The organism is Thalassotalea litorea (assembly GCF_043642205.1).
Lineage (GTDB): Bacteria > Pseudomonadota > Gammaproteobacteria > Enterobacterales > Alteromonadaceae > Thalassotalea_A > Thalassotalea_A litorea.
Window position 1 is genome coordinate 1 of the sequence record NZ_JBHZSG010000042.1, and the last position, 21,253, is coordinate 21,253.

Sequence of the window (21,253 nt, forward strand, 5' to 3'; positions counted from 1 at the left end):
TCTCTGCAATCAAAGCCTTGCCTAAAAGCCTTTAAATTCTCACTGAGTGAGCAATAATTTAATGTGATTGGTATTACAACCTAGGGGTGCTAAAGAATTCGCACTGGCTTTAGCCATCGCAGATACCCACGCCCAGCAACAAGCGGTGGGAAAACAAGCCGGAGATGGGGTGCTAATGATCTTACAGACCGATAATTTTAACCGAGACTATCAGGAAATGCAGGCTGCGGGAGTTGAGTTTAAAGAAGCGCCGCGCCATGAGGTGTATGGCACGGTGGCTATTTTTTCTGATTTATACGGAAATTTATGGGACTTGCTAGAACCGACAACGCAGTAAGGTTAAACGGTTTTCACACCAGCTTTATAAATCGAGGTCAAAGGATTGACACCATACTGATAACAAAGCTGGGCAACCTGCTCGACATTAAACACGGCAATATCTGCCTGCTTGCCAACTTCTAACGAACCCACTTTATCTGCAAGCCCAAGAGCTTTGGCGCCATAACAGGTAACACCGGCAATCGCTTCTGCCGGCGTTAACCGGAATAAGGTACAAGCCATATTCAGCATCAGTTGAATCGAGTGGATCGGTGACGATCCCGGATTCGCATCAGTTGCCAGCGCGATGGCGACTCCATGTTTTCGCAACATGTCGATTGGCGGTAACTTGGTTTCTCGTAAGAAATAAAAAGCACCGGGTAATAACACCGCCGCCATATCGGCTTGTTGCATGGCTTTAATGCCATCTTCTGAAAGATACTCGAGATGATCACTCGATAACGCCTGATATTTCGCCGCTAAAGCGGTACCACCGAGATCCGACAACTGCTCGGCGTGAACTTTAATGGCAATATTATGCTGCTTAGCGGCCTGAAATACCCGCTCGGTCTGTTCGATATCAAATCCAATGCCTTCGCAAAAGACATCTACCGCATCGGCAAGCTTGTTTGTCGCAACCGCAGGCAGCATTTCATTGCATACCAAATCTATATAACCATCGGCGTTATCTGCGTATTCCAGGGGTAGCGCATGGGCCCCTAAAAACGTTTTCCGAACCTCAATACCGGGTTGCTCACCCAGTCGTTTGGCAACCTGAAGCATTTTAAGCTCAGTTTCGGTATCCAAACCATAACCAGATTTTATCTCAATCGTGGTAACCCCTTCCGACTTCAGGGTGTTTAACCGCGCTAGCGCCGACTCAAATAATGCCTGTTCGCTGGCGGCGCGGGTTGCTTTCACGGTTGACACAATACCACCGCCGGCTTTGGCAACTTCTTCATAGCTGGCGCCTTTTAGGCGCAACTCAAACTCATTGGCTCGATGGCCACCATACACAATATGTGTATGACAATCGATGAGTCCTGGCAATAACCACTGCCCCGCAACATCGATCACATCCAGTTGTGCATATGCCGATAATTGAATATCCGCCAGTTCCTGCATTGCGCCAATCCAGACTATCTTGCCAGCACTTACCGCCAGCGCAGCGTTGACACGCTCACCATAAGAATTAGCTCCGTCATCCATCGTAGCGATGTTGGCGTTAATAAATAAAGTTTGCCAGGTCTGTGGCTCAAGTTTAGGGATTGATGACGACATTAAACGGTTTCCGAATCAAGTGAGAATGGTCAAATACACCGCTAAGTATACAGAGACTTAGCTCTCCTTTCGAGAAGCGGTTTATTTTGACGGCTAGGCAAGTTCAGTCGTGTACTTGTAAAAAATATTGATCCGAATTCAGGAATTACCATGTTTCGGCAAGAAAGTTTCTATACTCAAACAACGTTCATTATATTGTCAGCACCTTTAATCATTCCTTGCTTATTTGACCAATGATTAAATGTCATTACTATAGATTAAATAAAGTTCAATAAAACCAATCGCATGCAAACATTTAATACAGCAAAAACACTTATAGTTTTATTGACATTTTTGTCATTGAACTCCGTGCATTCCTATGCCGCAGAGCAAGGTCGAAAAGTACTGGTGGCGGAGGTTGAGCAGCGTTCTTTTCAATCAGAAGTCCCTATCTTTGGGAATCTGGTGCCGTTTAAAGAATCGCGGTTATCGGTAAAAGCGTCTGGCTACGTGGAAAAAATGCATGTGGACATTGGCGATCAAGTGGTGTCAGGCCAGCCATTGCTGACCTTAGATGCGATTCTGGCCAAAACCAATGTACGCCAGCTAAAAGCCTTACTCGAAGAAGCCAACGTTCGTCGCGATGAAGCTAACCGACTGGCAACGGAAGGTGAAAAATTAAGAAAAGATCACAACATTTCTAATTCTGAATACTTAACCCGTATCGCCGAACAGCAAGCGAGCGACTCGCAGTTAAAGCAAATGCAAGCGCAGCTAAACCTTGCCGAAGAAGCGCTGTCTCGCCATACACTGAAAGCGCCATTTGACGGCATTATAACCGCCAAACTTACTGAGGTTGGTGAGGCCGTAGGTTCCGACACCCAGGTATTTACCCTGACCCAGCTTGATCCCATTTACGTGCAAATTCAGGTACCCAGCCGATATTACTCACTGATCAATCAACAGACTCAGGTGATTGTGGATAGCAATAACAACGATGCCGCGCCGGTCACGACTGGTGTCGATCGCATTGTGCCACAAGCCGATCAGGCGCTTCGCAGTTTTCTGGTGCGATTGCGTCTGGACAATAAGTCCGCTAAATGGCTACCGGGGATGAATGTTCGTAGCCGTTTTCTCATCGATAGCAACCAAGGAGAAAACACCTTGTTTCTCCCCAAAGACGCTCTGGTGCGTAAACCCGATGGTCGGATTCTGGTGTATAAAATCGAAAAAGGCGAACAAAATCATCAGGCCAAATCCGTCGCAGTCATTCCCGGCGCGCAACAGGGTCAAGGTATTGCCGTTAGCAGTAACCAGCTTAACGTCGGTGATCAGGTTGTAATTTACGGTAATGAATCGCTGCGCGATGGAGAAATCGTCATCCCTGAATTAAACAAACAATCTAACCCGCAGGATAAGTAACATGGTCAATGCGATCCTCAAAAAGCCCATTGTTTTACTGGTCGCCATACTTATCGTCTGTTTGTTTGGTTTAGCCGCGGCATTTCGCGTACCGATACAAATGATCCCGGATCTTGACCCGCGTATTATATCTGTCGAAACCCGGTGGCCCGGTGCTACGCCCCAGGACATCGAAACTGAGATTTTACTTGAACAGGAAGAGTATCTAAAAAATATTAATGGCCTGGAACGTATGGTCAGCTCCGCTTCTTTTGGTCGCGCGAGTGTGGAGCTCGAGTTTCCCTTTGGTATGGCCATCAATGAAGCTTTGATTTTAGTCAACAATGCCCTGTCACAAGTACCATCCTATCCGGAAAATGTTGATGAACCAGCCGTTATCGCCAGTTCTTTTTCTGGCAATTCCTTTATGTACTTTTCTATTCAATTTAGTGGCGAAGACGAACGCAATATTACCCATCAGCAAGACTGGATTGAAGATAATGTAAAAACCCGATTGGAGCGGATTCCCGGTATAGCCACAGCGAATGTTTCCGGCGGCGCACAAAAACAAATTCATATCCGTTTAAAACCTGCAGAGTTATCAGCCCGGGGGCTGACAGTTGCCGATGTCCGCAATGCTATTCGGACCCGTAACCGTGATGTGTCCGGTGGTGATATGGATTTTGGCAAACGTCGCTACCTGATCCGTACGCTGGGCAAGTTTACCGACCTTGACGATCTCAATAACCTCATTATCAGTGAGCAAAATGGCTACTATGTGCGATTAAAAGATATTGGTCAGGCGGAAATGAGCTATGAAGAAATGCGCACATTCAGAACCACCATTGGCCAGCAAACCATGGGGATTTCAATTTCCAGACAAGTGGACGCCAACGTTATTTCTCTTAAGCAGGAAGTACTCGAGCAAGTTGCGGTGCTAAATAAAACCCTACTTGCTAATCAAGGCCTGGTTATGACACTTAACTCCGAAGACGTGCGCTATGTAGAAAATTCGGCAAGAACCGTGATTCAAAACCTGCTGATCGGCACCATACTGGCAACCCTGGTCCTGTTGTTATTTTTACGCTCTGTCAGCGCTACCTTAATTGGCGCGTTAGGCATCCCAATTTGTATTCTGGCGGCATTTTTAGGGCTATCTCTATCGGGCCGCAGTATCAATGTGGTGTCGCTCGCCGGTGTCGCTTTTGCCATCGGCATGACCCTGGATAATGCCATTGTAGCCTTAGAAAATATTACCCGGCATGTGGCTATGGGTAAGAGGCGAATGGATGCTGCCATTGATGGTATTCGAGAAGTTTGGCCGGCAATCTTGGCCTCAACCTTAACCACAGTCATGGTTTTCCTGCCTATCGTATTTCTAAAACAGGAAGCTGGGCAGCTGTACTCTGATATTGCTATTGCCATATCGGCCTCAATTTTAATGTCGATGTTAGTCGCCATAACCTTAATCCCGGTTGCCAGCCAACGTATTTTAAACGTCAGAGAAATCGCTGAGCATAAAGGAAAATTGGATAAGACTCTGCATGTTACGACCAAGTTCGGCGAAGCAATGGCAAGGCGCATTTTAAGTTTTAGTCAGTGGATTTTAAATCGCACCAGTCGACAAATCACAGCGGTTGTGATGACCTTAATCATCACCGTATTTACCCTGATAGCACTGGTGCCCGATGCGGAATATCTGCCGGAAGGAGAGGAAGCCAAGGTCTTTGCCCGTCTGCTGGCGCCCCCGGGATATAATATGGAAACCATGCGTTCATTATGGCGTCAACTCGATGGTGACTTTACCGAAAAAGTCGATCGTAGCAAGGTAAGCTGGCTCAATGATGAGCAACGTCAGGCGCTGCCAAAACCCAAAACCGCAGATACTGAGACCGCCGCGGATAAGGTTAATATAAAGACAGCATTTAAAACCGAGGTACCTGCGCTTGCCATGCACATCGCATCCATGTCGCCAGGCAGTATGCGCTTTGTCACCGAACCGATCAGTCGCCACGATACACCACAGTTAATTGATGCCGTTACCGAACGCTTCGATGCGATTCCCGGCATGCGTTCATTTGCCACAAGAGGCTCTATTTTTAGTGGTAATCAGGGCGGAACCCGCAGCCTGAATGTCGAGTTAAAAGGGCGAGATCTTGTGGTGCTATATAATCGTGCCCTACAGTTAATGGCCAGTGCAGATGCTTTAATTGAAGATGCACAGCTCAACGCCGATCCTTCGCCGCCAACCCTGAGTATGTCACAACCTATGGTGGAAATTGTCCCGGACTGGCAACGAGCTGCGGAACTGGGCATTTCGCAAACCGATCTGGGGTACAGTATATGGGCCTATTCTGATGGTGCGTTTGTGGATGAGTTTTATATTGATGATGAAAAAATCGATATGCTATTGTTCGCCCAAAAAGGCACCGTCAATAGTCCCAAGCAACTGGAACATTTGATGTTTTATGGCCCCAATGGTCAGCAGGTGCCGTTATCGGCGCTAGTAAGTCTTAGGGAAACCGTGGATACCGCAACTATCAGTCGAGTAGATGGTATGCGTACTGTTACATTACAAATAATACCCCCTAGGAATATAGCCTTGGAACAAGCCCTTGCGGTGGTCGAAAACCAGCTTTTAGCCCCCGCATCCGCAATACTCGCCAAGGAGAATATTACTTATACCATCAGTGGTGCTGCCAGTGAACTGGCGCAAACCCGAGAGGCAATGTCCGGTAATTTTATGCTTGCAATTGTTATCGCGTATTTATTGATGGTGGCGGTTTTCTCAAACTGGGGATATCCATTGCTGATTATGACTACAGTGCCGATTGGCATCAGCAGTGGCATTATCGGCCTGGGCTTGTTTAACGGCCTGGGCGCCTTGCTGCCAACCTTCGGATTGAGTGCATACCACCAGCCATTTGATGTCATCACCATGCTGGGCTTTTTGGTATTGATTGGCACCGTGGTAAATAACCCGATATTAATTGTCGAACGCTCCATCCGTAATATAGAACAGCAGTCAATGGCGATAAAAGATGCCATTATGGAAGCTTTAACCGTACGTCTTCGTCCAGTCATGATGTCGACCGTAACCACGATTTTTGGGCTGTCACCTCTGGTGTTTATTCCTGGTGAAGGGACCGAACTGTACCGCGGTCTGGGGATTATCGTTTTATTTGGCTTGTTATTTTCCAGCCTGGTAACCTTGTTAATTTTACCGGCGTTATTGTCATTAGTTTTTCATATCCAACAACGCTGGCAACACAAACGCAAAGGCCAAAAGATCGATAAACCAAGTTCGCAACACGTTAATACGACCCCATAATTTCGATTACGGGATACACCGATTACAAGGCCTTAAATTCGTAGACAATGGTTTGCTGATAGGTTTGCCCGGGACGCAAAATACTGTTGGGAAAATGTTGTTGATTAACCGCATCGGTATAATTTTGTGCTTCCAGACACAGGCCCTGATAGGGCTGAAACGGACTATCAAGGTATTTACCGGTATATAATTGAATCGCACTTTGATCCGTATACAAGCGCATTTCAACCCCTTGTTGCTTTGCCACCAAGCGGGCTTTGGCTTGATGAAACGGCGCATTGTCAAGAATATAACAGTGATCAAAGCCTCCCATCGCCAGCAGTTCCGGGTCCTGAGATTGCTGTTGACGCAGCCCAACCTGGCTCAGTTCACGAAAATTGTAATCCGTCCCCAACAGACTGCGGAAGCTTCCATCCGGCATCTCATTTTCATTGCGATTTAAACAGCTACTCGCCATCAACTGTAGCTCTAGCGAATTGCCATCCACGGCACCCAGGTTGAAATAAGCGTGGTTGGTGAGATTGATCGGCGTGGCTTTATCCGTGTTTGCCCGATAGTCGATATGCAGTTGGTTATCACCGGTTAAACGATAGGTTACGGCAATGCTTGCTTTCCCCGGAAACCCTTCATCACCATCCTCGGAAATCAAGGTCAAAGTCACGCTTTGCTCAGTGACACTATCCTCTTCAATCGTCCAGTAGCGGTAAGAAAAATTATTGATGCCGCCATGTAGGCAATTACCACCATTATTCTGTGCCAGCGTGTACGACTCGCCGTCCAGAGAAAAGCCAGCGCCACTGATGCGATTACACACTCGCCCGCAGGTAGCACCAAGATAGAAGTCATCATTGAGAAAGTCATGGACATCATCATAGGTAACCAGCATCTCTTGGTCGTTAAATTGAACCGATGCAATGCGAGCCCCATAATTAAGTAGCGTTACCTGCATACCATTACCATTGCTTAACTGGATGGATTTTAACACGTCGCTCATTGATTCATTCCCATGCGCTGCCTGACTTTTTGATTAGGTTGTCGAGAATATAACGTTTTCCCTATCAGGTAAATATTCAATAATTATCGATAGTTGCATAAAGTTCCGATGCTTTTGCCCTATAGTTTAATCATTAACAGATAAATGTTGTTATGGGTTGAGGCGACACGTTGACATTCACATCTTTGCGAAACATCATAATTTTGCTGGCCATACTGCTAAGTACGCCTAGCCAGGCAAAGAAATTCATTGAACCCACGATCACTGATGATGCCGAAGAGATGCCTTTAGATAAGCCGGATTTTAAAGGACTCCCTTTTGCCTTTCATACCGAAATGCTGAAAACCACGGTGGGAGCTGCGGGGGTGATAAAACATGCGTGGCAACCTCAGGCGACATTATTTTCTGGCGGATTTTACAGTCAGAATAATTCCTGGGCTATCTATGGGGGAGCGTACAATTATCAGCCATTTTCGGCGTCGCAATGGTTAATTAGCTCTGACATCATGCGCGCGCACTATACCCAGGGGTTTTATCGGTTCGTCAATGACATTCATGATCCCAGCTTTAATCAGCCTGAACGACAACTACTCGGTGCACGTCAGGGGTTTTCGCGAATAACCCTGGATTATGTATTACCCATAGGCGCGGGTAAAAAAGGCGCAATCGCGACGTTAAGGCAACCGTCATCACCTCATGATTTAGAGGATATAGAAAATTGGTTGCCCGGTGAAAGTGGCTTTACGACCCTGACATTTATGCCATTTCGAAAGTACTTAAAGTATGACGACCAACGCGCGACGGATGCACAAATTAGTGAAATCAGTGCCGGAATTGAGCTAGAGATCAATTATGATAACCGAAACTCAACCACCATGCCGTCGCAAGGTTTTCAATTTCAAACTCGTTTTATCAAAGATTTCGGTGATTCCAGACGAGCTGGATACAGTCAGGTGGAAGCGGAATATAGTCAGTTTGTGTCATTAGGTGCCAACAAATTTTTCCAACAACAAACGATAGCCTTTAATGCATTACTGGCTGATACCCCGAGTTGGAATAGTAAGCGCAATGGCGAATACCAACGCCCGCCCAATTTTGACGGCGTTACTTTAGGAGGATGGGATAGCCTGAGAGGTTATGACACCAACCGCTTTTATGGACGCGCTGCTTTTAGTTATGGTCTCGAGTATCGGGCGATCCCTGCCTGGCATCCACTGCCGCAGTTGCCGATCATTGAAAACTACCGCTTCCCCTGGTGGCAATGGGTGGTATTTGTCGATGCCGGTCAAATCTCCGATAAATTTAACTTAAGCGAATTGCATGAAGACATGAAGTTTAGTTTTGGCGGCGGCATTCGAATGAATATCGAAGGCATTATTGCCCGCATTGATTATGCCCAGTCCAGTGAAGGGAGTCAGCTTCGGGTGATTATTAACCAACCTTTCTAATTGCAACTTTTCAACCAGGCATATTTCCTTACCTGCATTTCACATTAACCAAGTAACTGCTTTATATGCTCAGGTCGAATCGGTAAATCTTTCACCCGCACACCAACGGCCTGATAAATCGCATTACCGATTGCCGGTGCAATACCAATCACCCCGGGTTCCCCTAATCCTACCGGCACTTCGCTGCTCTCAATAAATTCAATATCCAGTTCTGGTACCTGATTTAACCGCAGCGGTGTGTACGTGTCGAGGTTTAGATCTTTGACCTGACCGTTTTTAAATTCGGTCGCTTCGTACAAGGCCATACTCAAGCCCCAAAGAGCGCCGCCTTCAAGTTGTGCCATTGCGCCATCGGGATGAACAACAGTCCCGGAATCCATCACCAGCGTAAGCTTTTTAACGTCAACCTTACCCGATGTTTTATCTACGCTGACATGAGCTGCAACCGCAAGCCAGGCAGGCATATTCCGTTCCTGTCCTGAGCTCACCGAGACGCCGATACCTTCGCTTTCTTCGAGCTCTTTGGTGTTAGCCAATTTATCTTTTAAACGGGATAACACATGGTGAAGTCGTTTTGCACCACCCGTACTATTGGGGCAGGTGCCCGCTTGCTTATCTTTAGCATCGAGTAACGATAAGCGAAAATCGATGGGGTTCATACCAGCCTGCTTCGCCGTTTCATCGATAAAAGATTCCAGACCCCAGACAATCCACCCCTGACCGACAGATCGCAACCAACCGGGCTTAAACGTTTTTTGTGCTAAATCATTATTGATTGCGATTGCCCGGTGATGAGCCATGGAGTACCAATGATCAGCGCCTGCCGCGGAAAAAGGATCAAGTTTCCCAGTATTATTTGCCCCGTCAGGCATAAACCCGGCAGCCATCGCCAACGTTGGCCAACCCGCGCAAAAACCGTGATTCATGCCCAAAAAATTATTGTCTTTATCAAAGTAAGACTGAAACTTGGAAACGGACGCCGAGCGCGGTTGATCAAACTTGGTATCATCTTCGCGGGTAAAGATAAATTTCACGGTTTTTCCGCTTTGCTTTGCCGTAAGAGCGGCGGGAATCATATAATCGCCAAATAAACGTCTTCCAAAGCCACCGCCGAGATAGTATTGATGAATAATAACTTTATCTTCGCTAACCTCTAAGGCTTTAGCGATCGCAGGCAAGGTTAACGATTGCCATTGATTACCGCCATGGACGTGCCAGATACCATCCTGTTCATAGACCGTCGCGTTTAACGGCTCTAAAGGAAAATGCAAAACCGTGTTGGTTTGATAGATGCTTTCTAGCGTTGTTGCGCTATTACCTTTCGCTTTATCCACATCTCCTTCATTCACAAACCAGGCGCCCTGATCCAAATTTTTTACCAACGTCTGGCCTCGTTTGAGAATATCGGATTCGCTGACATCGGCGGTTTCCCCAGGACTAACATCAACCTTTAAAGCGTCTGCAGCTTTTATCGCGCTGTAATAGTTTTTAGCCAGAACGACCACCCAACCCTGAATCACATCACTGGGATCCGTTAAAATCTCATACCCTAAGTAACCTTCGATTTTTTTGGCATCACTGTCATCAACATGATTCACTTTTGAACCAAACGCTGTGGGCGGCATTACCGGCCGCGCATACACCATACCGTCAATGTCGACATCCAGACCGTAGGTGGCACTACCGTCTATTTTCGCGGGAATATCCAGAGCTTGCGTGGATTTCCCTATTAGCTTGCGCTGTCTGGCCGATTTTATTGGCAGTGCCGCCAGCTCTTCCGGGGTAAAGGATTTATCCAGTTTCGATTTATTGACAATATCGGCAAATGAAATCGCTTTGCTACCACATATGACCTGAGAATTTTCGACACGACATTCACCAGGTTCGGTACGCAGTATTTTCGCTGCCGCCTCAATCAACACTATGCGCCCCGCTGCGCCTGCTTGTGAAAATGGCGCAAAAGACTGGTGTACTGACCATGACCCTCCCGTCACCATATACCCCCATTTGGGATCCGTATCGACATGGGTGATACTCACATCGTCCCAATTTGCGCCGAGTTCATCAGCAACTATTCGCGCCAACGCGGTCCCGACATGCTGACCCATCTCAGCGCGGGGAATATTGACATTAATCTGTCCGTTTTCGGCAATTTCAAACCACACTGTCGGTGAAAACGTTGCTCCGCCGACACCCTTAGCCAATTCTCTGGTTGTCACGCTGGCAAGAGATAAGGGGGCAAACGCCATTAACAACGAACCACCAACACTACTAATTAAAAAGCGACGGCGAGAATAATTATGAGCACCTTGCTTTGCATCTTTGATCGATTTCATGATTATCTCCTGTTAAGCCGACATATCGTTTGCGTTATTCTCTTTAGCCGGGTCGAATACCTTAACGGCATTTTTCTCTGAGACCGAAAGAATCGCTTTGGTGATTCGGGTATAGGACATACATCGACACAAATTGCCGCGCATCGCTTCTATCACTTCCTGCTCCGTTGGCGTGGGGTTTTGCGCAAGCAAACTGGCCGCCTGCATAATTTGCCCAGACTGGCAATAACCGCATTGTGGAACCTGGGCTTGCAACCAGGCCTGCTGTAAAGGGTGCTCCCCCTTGAGCCCTTCAATTGTGGTGATTTTTGCCCCGTTTGCGGCAGACAATGGTATCGAACAGGACCGCACCGCAGCACCATCTAAATGCACGGTACATGCCCCACACTGGGCAATACCGCAGCCAAATTTAGTGCCCTTTAATTTGAGTTCATCACGAATAACCCACAATAAAGGCGTGTCTTGCGCAACATTACTAGTGACTGCTTTGTCGTTAATTGTAAACTTAATCATAGCCCCGCCTGTTTCAAACCCATCTCGCTGTTTTAAATATAAATTAGCAAGAAATTTCCTAATCTTAGCTCTTAACCTTAGCTCTTAACCTCAGATCTTAACCTAAGTAAAGTTCACCAACGCCGGTTCCGCAAAAACGGCAATAGGATTTGCCGTGCATTGATTTAAATATTGCTAACAGTACATAAAAACGTCGGTCGCACTTGCGTTTTGTCAAGATTGCGTCAACTGCCCATCACGTTATGTAAAGTTAGGTAAAGGCACGTTATTGCGAGGAACTTGAAGGGTAGAATCGCACTCCATTGAACGCCGGAAGCCGATATTCAAGTGTTTTTCCGGCATCGACAATAACAAATCAATGGAGATATATAATGCGCGATACACTGATTCGAAGGGTTCGAAGTCGAACGAGTGAATTACTTTTTCTCGGAGCAATGATGGTTACATTAACAGCATGTACCGGTGAAGAAGATGATTCAAACGATTACGGGGCAATCAAATTCTACAATGCTTCGAGTAATTCCCCAGACATATTTTTTACCATAGACGAAGATCTGGAGGATGAAGATGAGGATGCGTTCGAAGCAACATACCAGTATAACGGCTATGGCGAAGCTTCCGCAACCCGAGAGTTAGAAACAAAAACTTACTACCTTGAATTTGCATGGCAAAGTGACGATTCATCATCACGCGATGATTTAACCCTATTGCATGAAACACAAGTATCGATTGAACAAGAGCAACTGACCTTGTTTGTTTTAGACGGGGATATCAGCAATTCTACTCTACTGCAATACCATCTCCCGATCATTGATGATGAAAATGACGACGAAGAATCCTTATTCAACCTGTCAATATTGAATCTACATAATCAGTTTAACAGCTTGCAATTACACATTTCCCTGGCCAATGAAACATTTAATGAGTCGATGCCCGTAACTCAGTTTGAATATCAGCAAATGAGCGACAATATCAAGCTAACACAGGAAGAATATATCTTTTATTTAACCTTACCTGATAGCGATGAAGTTTTATTTCAGTCAGATTCGGTAAATTTCCCTTATTCAAATCAATACCTTTTCATGATCAAGCCCAGTCATGGTATCGGCGAATCAGAATTTAGTATCGATATTCTTTCCGCATCGAGTTTTTTGGCTTTGGCGCACGATGGTGAAACCGGTCAACTTCGAATTTACAATGGTATTGAAACCCATGAGTTACTCCCCGGGTATACAGGCCAAATCACCACCAACCTCACAACCCTGGGTGATGAGATTGCCATCGACTCCCTACAAATTGGTACATATAGTGATGTTTATTCGGCGCAGCGAGGGGACTATAGTATTGACTTAGTTGCCTCAGACAGCGACCAACCTCTGCTTAGCAACCACTTGCTGACACTAAGCGAGAATGCATATAAAACCGTATTTTTCTACTTGAACGAAGAAAACGTCGATTACGACGGCGATGGTGACGTTGATGAAGATGGTGACGGATATGTTGATGAAATCGACGTAAAAATTCAATCGATGGTGGTTGAAAACAACCTTAATGAATCCCTTTACCAACATAATTTGCAATTGCTAAACCTGGTGAATCATGACGATTATGCCAGTATCCGTTTGTATTTCGTGCGCAGCGATGAACTTATCGAGACAGCGGTGCACTGGCGCACCGCCTGGTTTGCAACACCTGCAGAGATCACTTTGACCAACAATACATATGAGGTATATGCCGTCACGCAAGATGATAGCAGCGATATCATCCTTGCATCTGAATTACTGGTGTTGGATGAAGACAGTCAAAATCAATTTATTCTGCTCGAGCGTGACGATAACGCCAGCAGCGGTTACCGAATGACGTTTACCAACCAAAACCAATAATGCGCTTGGCTCCCTGGTGGCTTCGCAGACCAGGGGGTCCTTTTTATACACCTTTTATGGTCAGAAAAGGGGGTTTATTGGTTAGAGACTCATTGCGGTGCAACGACCGCAGTGAGCCTTAGTAAATGATATGGTTATCAAAAATGTTCGGTAATTTTGTTAATTAGTGCTAGAGTTGAAACAGCATAATTGCTATGCTAATGATAATTATTCTCATTAACTAACAATAAAACTGTCGACTATGAAAAAGATCATTTTAGCTGCTGCTTTGATGGGCAGTGCATTTAACGCTCTGGCAGAGCAAGTAAACATATACTCTTATCGTCAACCATTCCTGATTGAACCCATTCTGGAAAAGTTCACCGAACAAACCGGTATTAAAACCCATGTCGTTTTTGCAAAAAGTGGCTTGGTTGAGCGTTTGCAACGTGAAGGGAAGTTTAGCCCAGCGGATATCGTATTGACTTCTAACTTTGCTTCTTTGTTGCAGCTTGAAGATGCGGGATTAACGCAAAAAATCAGCAGTGACGAAGTAAACAAAAATGTGCCTGCTCAGTTTCGCAGCGATAATTGGGTTTCTTTAACCAAACGTGCTCGTGCCATTTATAGTGCCAAAACGTTAGGCGATAAATCCGATATTAACTACGAAGATTTAGCGAGCGCAGAGTACAAAGGTCAAATCTGTACTCGTAGCGGCAAACACCCTTACAACCTGGGTCTGGTTTCTTCTATGATTGCTCATCACGGTGAAGCGAAAACCCTTGAATGGTTACAAGGCGTTAAAGAAAACCTGGCACGTCGCCCGCAAGGTAATGACCGCGGTCAGGTGAAAGCTATCAAAGAAGGCTTGTGTAGCGTATCGCTAGGCAATAGCTATTATTTGGGTAACATGCTTACCGATGAAAACCAGAAATCCTGGGCAGAAGCCGTTAACATAAACTTCCCTAACCAGAATAACCGTGGTACACATGTGAATGTTAGTGGTGTTGTACTAACCAAGCACAGCAAAAACGCACAAAGCGCGCTACAACTGATTGAGTTCCTGACACAAGATACGGCTCAATCTATGTATGCGTCGGTAAACTACGAATATCCGGTAAAAGAAGGGGTCGAGTTATCTGATCTTGTTGCTTCCTGGGGTGAGTTTAAAGTGGACAGCATTGCAATTAGCGAAGCGGCCAAATATCGTAGTGCGGCATTACGTCTTCTCGATCAGGTTAAGTTTGATTTATAATTCACTCGTTTGATCGGGGATTACTGCAGAAACTGCTGTTGGGGATGACGATTGCGTCATCCCTTTTTTATGAACTCGAATAAAAAATAATACATTTATCAGAACGGAAAACGCACTTGTCGATAATAAAAACCGTAAAACGCCCCTGGCAGATTGGCAGCTTTTTTATCGTTGCCATTATCCTTGCCCCGACTCTGGCGCTGATATTAACGGCACTGGACAGTTCCGATGGCATTTTTGCGCAATTAGCCGATACGGTGTTATTTGATTACATCAGCAATTCGGTGTGGATGTTAATCGGTGTTTGTTCGTTAAGTTTATTGATAGGTTTGCCACTGGCTTGGTTAGTCGCCATGTGCAAATTCCCAGGCAAGCGTTTTTTCTCCTGGGCATTAGTGTTGCCGCTGGCAATGCCGGCCTATATCGTTGCCTATGTCTACAGCGATTTTTTCGATTATGCCGGTCCCGTACAAATCTGGTTGCGCAATGTCTTTGGCTGGCAAAATCCAGACGATTACTGGTTCTTTGATATCCGTACGCTCCCAGGTGCGAGCGTTATATTGGCCCTAGTACTCTACCCTTATGTGTACTTATTTTTGCGCACTGCATTTTCGCAAAATAATCTGGTACAACTGCAGGCCAGCAGACTGTTAGGGGACACTCCCTGGCAGAGTTTCTGGCGTATTAGCGTGCCGCAGACACGCGGAATTATCGTTGCCGCTCTTGCATTAGTGGGTATGGAAACCTTGGCGGATTTTGCCACCATGCATTACTTTGCGATTAACACCATGACAACGGCGGTTTATGACACCTGGCTAGGTTATTACAGCCTGCCAGCTGCGGCAAAATTATCGGTATTAATGTTATTGATGATATTTCTATTGCTTGCGGTAGAAAAAAGGCAACGTATCGATAAACAGAATTACGCCCGCAATGATAGTTTCGAAAACAGTGAACTGTACCATTTAACCGGATTTAAAGGTGCGTTAGCCACCGCGTTTGCGAGTCTGATTCTGTTTGCCGGCTTCATTTTACCTACCTTGGTACTATGTGGATTTATCATAGATTACCATGATCAAGTCTGGAATCAGGATTTCATTACCTTTGGCGGTAAAAGCCTGCTCATTGCGCTACTCGCAGCTATCTTCGCTGTAGTCATCGCGCTCATCATAAATTTTGGCGCGCGCCAGTCCCAGCAAAATACCCAACAAAGCCGTAAATGGTCACAGCAGTTTCCAGGCCAGTTAGCCAGTATGGGATACGCGTTACCGGGAACGGTGCTGGCGATCGGGGTGATTATTCCCATGACAGCACTGGAGTTATGGGGAAATGATATTCTTGAACAATGGTTTGACTGGCAACCGGGGTTGTTTTTAACGGGCACAACATTTGCCATAGTCTTTGCTTACGTGGTGCGTTTTTGCGCCATTCCTATTGGCGCCGTTCAGGAAAGTATGGGCAATATTTCGCCGCACCTGGATCAGGCAAGCCGTTCAATGGGCAGCGGATTTACCCGCACCGCCATGCACATTCATTTACCGTTATTGAAACGCATTTTATTGACCAGCGGATTGCTGGTATTTATAGAGTCGATGAAAGAATTGCCTGCGGCTTTATTGCTACGCCCGTTTGGCTTTGAAACGCTCGCTACCTATGTCTATCAATACGTTAGCGATGAACAACTCGAACAGGCATCATTGGCAGCTCTAAGTATCGTAATTTTGGGTCTTATTCCCTTACTTATCGTCAATCGCATGTCACAACAGTCTACGCGCTTTAGCAAAAGTGATAGCGCTGATGATAACTCTGATGATAAATCTGACAATAACTCAGATTCGAATTCAGGCATTCACAAAAGCAATCACTTAAACAATCCTTCAAACAATACTGCCCGAAAACAGGCAGCATCACAGTCATGTGATGTGGCATTAAGGTAACGGAGTCGCGATATGGTATTGGTCATTAATCAGCTTAACGTCAGCTATCAACATCAAACCGTCTTGCATGGCGTCGATCTTACTGTCAGCGAAGGTGAAATCGTTTGTTTGCTCGGCTCTAGCGGCTGTGGAAAAACCACGTTATTGAAAACCATTGCCGGATTGATTAAGACCGACAGTGGCGACATTGTAATAAACGGCAATGTCGTTAATTCCGCTAACCATCAGGTTGTTCCCGAACACCGAAACCTAGGTATGTTATTTCAGGACTATGCGCTATTTCCACACTTAACTGTCAACGATAATATCGCTTACGGTCTGCGCAAGTTGAGTAAAAGTGCACGCCAAGCCCGGACGACAGAAATGCTCGACCTGGTGCAACTGCCAAATATCGGTGAAAAGTACCCGCATCAGTTATCCGGTGGTCAGCAGCAGCGTGTTGCTCTGGCTCGGGCGCTAGCCTACCAACCCGATTTGCTGCTGTTGGACGAGCCGTTTTCTAATATCGATGCCAAGGTAAAATTTGACTTAATTAGCCAAATCAGAGACATCATTAAGCGTTCCGGTGTGGCGGCCATTTTTGTCTCTCACAGCAAAGATGAAGCATTTGGCTTCGCTGATACGATTGCTTTAATGGAAAATGGTAAGATCCAACAAACGGGTGCACCTCAAACTCTGTATCAGGAACCCAATTGCGCTTTCGTAGCTCGATTTATGGGGCCATTAAATGAAATTGCGGTTCAAAATCTGCCTGACGATACGCAAATTCAGCTAACAAAAATTTTCGGCCATCATTTTGATGTCACGCAACAAACGTTATTGATCCGACCCGAAAACCTGGCATTAAACAAGATCAGCGACACTCACAACCTGTCAATTCACGGCACCGTAGAGTCGACGACCTTTTACGGTAGGCAAATCACGGTATACGTACGTTGCGATCAACAACGGATCGCATTTTATCTGGATAGTCAGCAAACAATTATCCCTGGTGATGACATCACATTGTTTTTTGCCGCCGAACACCTATTGTTAACAAACCAACCTTAGTTCCCGGGTTAAATTAACGTTTAGAGAAATGACGATGCGATTCACTCTTTGTTTGTTAGTCACCACTTGGTTGTTCAGCCCCTTTGCACAGGCAACGGCCAACAACGATTTCCCGACGGCGTTTCAGCCGGTCATTGATATCTTTACAGGTCTGTCAGAGGGCGACAAAGAAAAGGTGAAAAGATCAGTAGCTCCCGACTTTATCTTGCTGGAACAGGGAGAAGTTTGGGACACAGATATGTTACTTAGTATTGTCAAAGGGCCAATTCCACGCATCAACGCGTATCACATAATATCAAGCGATATCCGTGAAGATCTGGCTCTGTTTAACTACTGGACCCAATCCAACATTGGTAAAGGTAATAATCCAAACGTTTTGACCTGGCTTGAAAGTGTTGTGGTTGTGAAAACCAACAAAGGGTGGAAACTGCAGCAATTTCACTCAACTCGAGTGCTGCCGGAAAAGGTCCCGGTAAAGTTAGAATTTATTCAAGCCAGATAGATACTTCCCTGCTTTAGGGATAGTATCTAACCCGGTTTCGCCGTCATTTCGGACTTTTTCTTAGCCGTCTTCCTTGTTAATCAGCTTTTGCTCGCGAATAGGCAAAACGCGGTCCTTTCCACGACTAGAAAATAATGCTATTGCGTCGTTAATTTACTGATTCTACGTCAGCTTTTCGCGGATAAACGGCATAAACACAAAATTGTACTAAGCTAATATTTCAAAGAAAACTCGCTGAGGTGGACCATGAATTTTAAACATAGCTTAATATTTGTCAGCATTTTAAGCTCAATCGTCTCAACCGCATTCGCCTCGTCATCGCCCCCCTCAGAATCAAATAAAAACTACTCTCTTCCAGCTAGTTCCGACATCCCATCTCGCGTTTATTGGGGAGACACCCATGTGCATACTGGATTGTCTCTGGATGCTGGCTTATTTGGTAATACCGTTGGTCTGGACGAAGCCTATCGATTTGCCAAAGGGGAGAAAATCACTTCATCCACCGGTTTACCGGTACGTCTCGCCCGCCCTCTCGATTGGATGATCATTACCGATCACACCGATCTGATGGGCATCGCCGATGACATTAAAAATGGTAGTGACAACATATTAGCGGTCGATAAAGGCCGTGAATATCATGAAGCGTTTAAAAAAGGCGGGCAAGAAGCCGGTAAAGCGGCGTTTGATTTGATTCAGAATTTCTCGCAAATGACGCTGCCCAAAGAGTTTGTTGAAGACTACAGTCCCGGCTCCGATGTCTTTAATGGCGTCTGGAAAGACATTGTCGAAGCGGCAGACAAGCATAATGAACCGGGTTTGTTTACCGCCTTTATTGGTTTTGAATGGACCTCAGTGCCGAAAGGTTTTAACTTGCATCGCAATGTTATCTTTCGCGACAATGCCGAAAAGGCCCTGCAGGTCGTGCCCGCGACTACGCAGGCACCGAGTGGTGATACCAACCCTAAATCTTTATACAAATGGCTGGAAGACTACCACAGTAAAACCGGCGGTAAGGCGTTTGCCTTTGCCCATAACGGCAACTTATCCAATGGCTGGATGTTCCCGACTACAGATACCTATCATGGCGGTAAAGTAGATAAAGCTTATGTTGCCGAACGGGCCAAATGGGAACCCCATTACGAAATCACCCAAATTAAAGGTGATGGTGAAGCACACCCGCACTTATCGCCAGATGATGAATTTGCTGACTATGAAAACTGGGATGTGGGCAATCTGGATTTATCGGAATTGAAAAAACCAGCAATGCTCAAAGGGGAGTACGGCAGAGAAGCATTGAAACAAGGGCTATTGCTAGAACAGCAACTCGGCGTCAATCCCTATAAATTTGGTGTTGGTGGTGCTACCGATACCCACACGTCTTTGGCGACCGCCGATGAAGATAACTTTTTCGGTAAGTCGGTGAGTGTTGAGCCAAGTCCGGATCGCATCGCTCATCCATTTATTGAAAATGAGATGGGTGCCATCGAAGGATACAAAATTGTCTCGTCTGGCTATACCGGAGTTTGGGCCAGTGAAAATACCCGAGCAGCGCTATATGATGCCATTGAGCGTAAAGAAACTTACGCGACAACAGGGCCGAGAATGATTGTCCGTTTCTTTGGCGGCTGGAACTATTCAGATGACGATGTGCATGGTAGTAATGCACCCGCAATAGGCTATGAGAAAGGCGTGCCCATGGGCGGTGACTTACCCGCTAACGATGGTGCAAAAGCGCCGAGCTTTATGGTGTCGGCGATGAAAGATCCATTAAGCGGCAACCTTGACCGGGTACAGGTGATAAAGGGTTGGCTAGATCAAGATGGAAAACTTCACGAGCGTATTTATGATGTGGCGGTTTCCGATGATCGCGACATTGACTCTGACGGGCGCTGTAAAGAACCTGTTGGCAATACCGTCGATGTAAAAACGGCGACCTGGAGCAATAGCATCGGTGATACACAATTAGCCACGGTGTGGACCGATCCTGACTTCAATCCTGAAGAATCTGCTTTTTACTATGTGCGCGTCATTGAAATTCCAACGCCTCGCTGGGTTTTATATGACAAGGTTCGCCTTGGCGCGGATGTTCCTAAAGACGCGGAATTGTTTGCGCAGGAGCGAGCTTATTCGTCACCAATTTGGTATACACCACAATAAACAGAGTGCTACTTAAAGGCCGGTTAATATGCCGGCCAAGGTCATCAAACTATGCTCAAGAAAATAATAACAGAGCCGTTAACTCACTTCTTAATACTGGCGGTGATCATCGTCTATTTTACCGCCGACGACGCTTCCTCAAACACTCAGGAAATTCGAGTTTCTAGCGGCAGAATAGAACAGTTAAGCAATGATTTTGCTAGACGCAATGATAGGCCTCCAACTCAGCAAGAGTTAGATATCGCCGTGCAAAGTTATGCCTTAAACCAAGTATATTTGCACCAGGCCCGCAAGCTAGGGTTACAACAAAACGATCGGGTTATTGACCGCCGACTGCGTCAGAAAATGGAATATTTGCTGGATGAAATGGCAACCCTTTCCAGCCCAAACGACGAGCAATTATCGCTGTTTTATCATCAGAATATCGAGCGTTACCAGACCCCGGCCTTACTCAGTTTTGAACAAATATTTATCTCAGATGATCGACCACAAGCAGAATTTACTCAGGTTATCGCCACTCAACAAACTCGAATCGAACAAGGTGAGATCCCAACTGGCGATCATAGTCTCCTACCTGCCAGTGTAAACAACGCGTCACTTGAGGATATTAGCGAACAGTTTGGTAACTATTTTGCCCAGAAGATCACTCAGCTTCCGTTGCAGCAATGGATTGGTCCGATAACCTCAAGTTACGGTAAGCACTTTGTGCGAGTCCATCAATATCAAGTCAAAGCGCCCATCCCGATAGTAAAGATTAAACGTAAAGTCACATTGGACTGGCAATATCAAAAGGCTCAAGTGTTCAAAAAAGCCTATGAACAGACCCTGTTGCAGGACTATGAGATTAAGGTTTCCTGGCCAGAAATTTACGGAGATGGCCATTGACCAG

At 45.9% G+C, this 21,253-nt stretch carries 15 protein-coding genes; 11 read left to right on the forward strand and 4 right to left on the reverse strand.

The features are described 5' to 3' along the window. Positions 1-67 precede the first annotated feature (67 nt). Positions 68-337, forward strand: a complete 270-nt coding sequence (locus ACHUFQ_RS14305; RefSeq protein ID WP_394176525.1) for a VOC family protein — start codon at positions 68-70, stop codon at positions 335-337. A 2-nt stretch (positions 338-339) separates the two neighbouring features. Here ACHUFQ_RS14305 and hutI read toward each other — a convergent pair whose 3' ends face one another. Then, positions 340-1,599: an imidazolonepropionase gene (gene hutI, locus ACHUFQ_RS14310; protein ID WP_394176526.1), complete on the reverse strand. Its 1,260-nt coding sequence runs from the start codon at positions 1,597-1,599 to the stop codon at positions 340-342. A gap of 348 nt (positions 1,600-1,947) precedes the next feature. Here hutI and ACHUFQ_RS14315 point away from each other — a divergent pair, with 348 nt between their 5' ends. Together ACHUFQ_RS14315 and ACHUFQ_RS14320 are read left to right on the forward strand one after the other, a co-directional pair. Next, a complete protein-coding gene (locus ACHUFQ_RS14315; RefSeq protein ID WP_394176548.1) occupies positions 1,948-3,000 on the forward strand; it encodes an efflux RND transporter periplasmic adaptor subunit in 1,053 nt (350 codons plus the stop codon). A gap of 1 nt (position 3,001) precedes the next feature. Beyond that, positions 3,002-6,310, forward strand: a complete 3,309-nt coding sequence (locus tag ACHUFQ_RS14320; protein ID WP_394176527.1) for an efflux RND transporter permease subunit — start codon at positions 3,002-3,004, stop codon at positions 6,308-6,310. A gap of 22 nt (positions 6,311-6,332) precedes the next feature. Here the strand turns inward: ACHUFQ_RS14320 and ACHUFQ_RS14325 are convergent, their stop codons facing one another. After that, positions 6,333-7,304 (reverse strand): aldose epimerase family protein, encoded by a 972-nt coding sequence (locus ACHUFQ_RS14325; RefSeq protein ID WP_394176528.1) that lies wholly within the window; start codon positions 7,302-7,304, stop codon positions 6,333-6,335. Between the two features lie 170 nt (positions 7,305-7,474). On the opposite strand from ACHUFQ_RS14325, the gene ACHUFQ_RS14330 reads away from it, so the two are divergent. Then, the gene (locus ACHUFQ_RS14330; protein ID WP_394176529.1) at positions 7,475-8,752 is read left to right on the forward strand and encodes a BamA/TamA family outer membrane protein; all 1,278 of its coding nucleotides are present in this window, start codon (positions 7,475-7,477) and stop codon (positions 8,750-8,752) included. Between the two features lie 44 nt (positions 8,753-8,796). Here the strand turns inward: ACHUFQ_RS14330 and ACHUFQ_RS14335 are convergent, their stop codons facing one another. Both ACHUFQ_RS14335 and ACHUFQ_RS14340 read right to left on the reverse strand, forming a co-directional pair. Further along, the gene (locus ACHUFQ_RS14335; protein ID WP_394176530.1) at positions 8,797-11,088 is read right to left on the reverse strand and encodes a xanthine dehydrogenase family protein molybdopterin-binding subunit; all 2,292 of its coding nucleotides are present in this window, start codon (positions 11,086-11,088) and stop codon (positions 8,797-8,799) included. A gap of 12 nt (positions 11,089-11,100) precedes the next feature. Further along, positions 11,101-11,601 (reverse strand): (2Fe-2S)-binding protein, encoded by a 501-nt coding sequence (locus tag ACHUFQ_RS14340; RefSeq protein ID WP_394176531.1) that lies wholly within the window; start codon positions 11,599-11,601, stop codon positions 11,101-11,103. A 371-nt stretch (positions 11,602-11,972) separates the two neighbouring features. Between ACHUFQ_RS14340 and ACHUFQ_RS14345 the strand changes: the two genes are divergently transcribed. From ACHUFQ_RS14345 to ACHUFQ_RS14375, 7 genes are all read left to right on the forward strand, one after another. After that, positions 11,973-13,484 (forward strand): hypothetical protein, encoded by a 1,512-nt coding sequence (locus ACHUFQ_RS14345; RefSeq protein ID WP_394176532.1) that lies wholly within the window; start codon positions 11,973-11,975, stop codon positions 13,482-13,484. Between the two features lie 241 nt (positions 13,485-13,725). Further along, complete coding sequence (locus ACHUFQ_RS14350) at positions 13,726-14,718, forward strand: extracellular solute-binding protein (protein WP_394176533.1); 993 nt, start codon at positions 13,726-13,728, stop codon at positions 14,716-14,718. A 116-nt stretch (positions 14,719-14,834) separates the two neighbouring features. Then, the gene (locus ACHUFQ_RS14355; protein ID WP_455342392.1) at positions 14,835-16,655 is read left to right on the forward strand and encodes an ABC transporter permease; all 1,821 of its coding nucleotides are present in this window, start codon (positions 14,835-14,837) and stop codon (positions 16,653-16,655) included. A 12-nt stretch (positions 16,656-16,667) separates the two neighbouring features. Beyond that, complete coding sequence (locus ACHUFQ_RS14360) at positions 16,668-17,705, forward strand: ABC transporter ATP-binding protein (protein ID WP_394176534.1); 1,038 nt, start codon at positions 16,668-16,670, stop codon at positions 17,703-17,705. Positions 17,706-17,739: 34 nt separating this feature from the next. Continuing rightward, positions 17,740-18,207, forward strand: coding sequence for a hypothetical protein (locus ACHUFQ_RS14365; protein WP_394176535.1), 468 nt, complete (start codon positions 17,740-17,742; stop codon positions 18,205-18,207). Positions 18,208-18,453: 246 nt separating this feature from the next. Further along, positions 18,454-20,364: a DUF3604 domain-containing protein gene (locus tag ACHUFQ_RS14370; protein WP_394176536.1), complete on the forward strand. Its 1,911-nt coding sequence runs from the start codon at positions 18,454-18,456 to the stop codon at positions 20,362-20,364. A 51-nt stretch (positions 20,365-20,415) separates the two neighbouring features. Further along, entirely contained in the window at positions 20,416-21,249 is an 834-nt protein-coding gene (locus ACHUFQ_RS14375; RefSeq protein WP_394176537.1) for a peptidyl-prolyl cis-trans isomerase, read from the forward strand. Positions 21,250-21,253 lie beyond the last annotated feature (4 nt).

Coding starts and splice junctions, on each gene's coding strand:
- ACHUFQ_RS14360 (WP_394176534.1), top strand. CDS start 16,668: ATGGTATTGGTCATTAATCAGCTTAACGTCAGCTATCAACATCAAACC.
- ACHUFQ_RS14365 (WP_394176535.1), top strand. CDS start 17,740: ATGCGATTCACTCTTTGTTTGTTAGTCACCACTTGGTTGTTCAGCCCC.
- ACHUFQ_RS14325 (WP_394176528.1), bottom strand. CDS start 7,304: ATGAGCGACGTGTTAAAATCCATCCAGTTAAGCAATGGTAATGGTATG.
- ACHUFQ_RS14350 (WP_394176533.1), top strand. CDS start 13,726: ATGAAAAAGATCATTTTAGCTGCTGCTTTGATGGGCAGTGCATTTAAC.
- ACHUFQ_RS14340 (WP_394176531.1), bottom strand. CDS start 11,601: ATGATTAAGTTTACAATTAACGACAAAGCAGTCACTAGTAATGTTGCG.
- hutI (WP_394176526.1), bottom strand. CDS start 1,599: ATGTCGTCATCAATCCCTAAACTTGAGCCACAGACCTGGCAAACTTTA.
- ACHUFQ_RS14370 (WP_394176536.1), top strand. CDS start 18,454: ATGAATTTTAAACATAGCTTAATATTTGTCAGCATTTTAAGCTCAATC.
- ACHUFQ_RS14345 (WP_394176532.1), top strand. CDS start 11,973: ATGCGCGATACACTGATTCGAAGGGTTCGAAGTCGAACGAGTGAATTA.
- ACHUFQ_RS14335 (WP_394176530.1), bottom strand. CDS start 11,088: ATGAAATCGATCAAAGATGCAAAGCAAGGTGCTCATAATTATTCTCGC.
- ACHUFQ_RS14375 (WP_394176537.1), top strand. CDS start 20,416: ATGCTCAAGAAAATAATAACAGAGCCGTTAACTCACTTCTTAATACTG.
- ACHUFQ_RS14320 (WP_394176527.1), top strand. CDS start 3,002: ATGGTCAATGCGATCCTCAAAAAGCCCATTGTTTTACTGGTCGCCATA.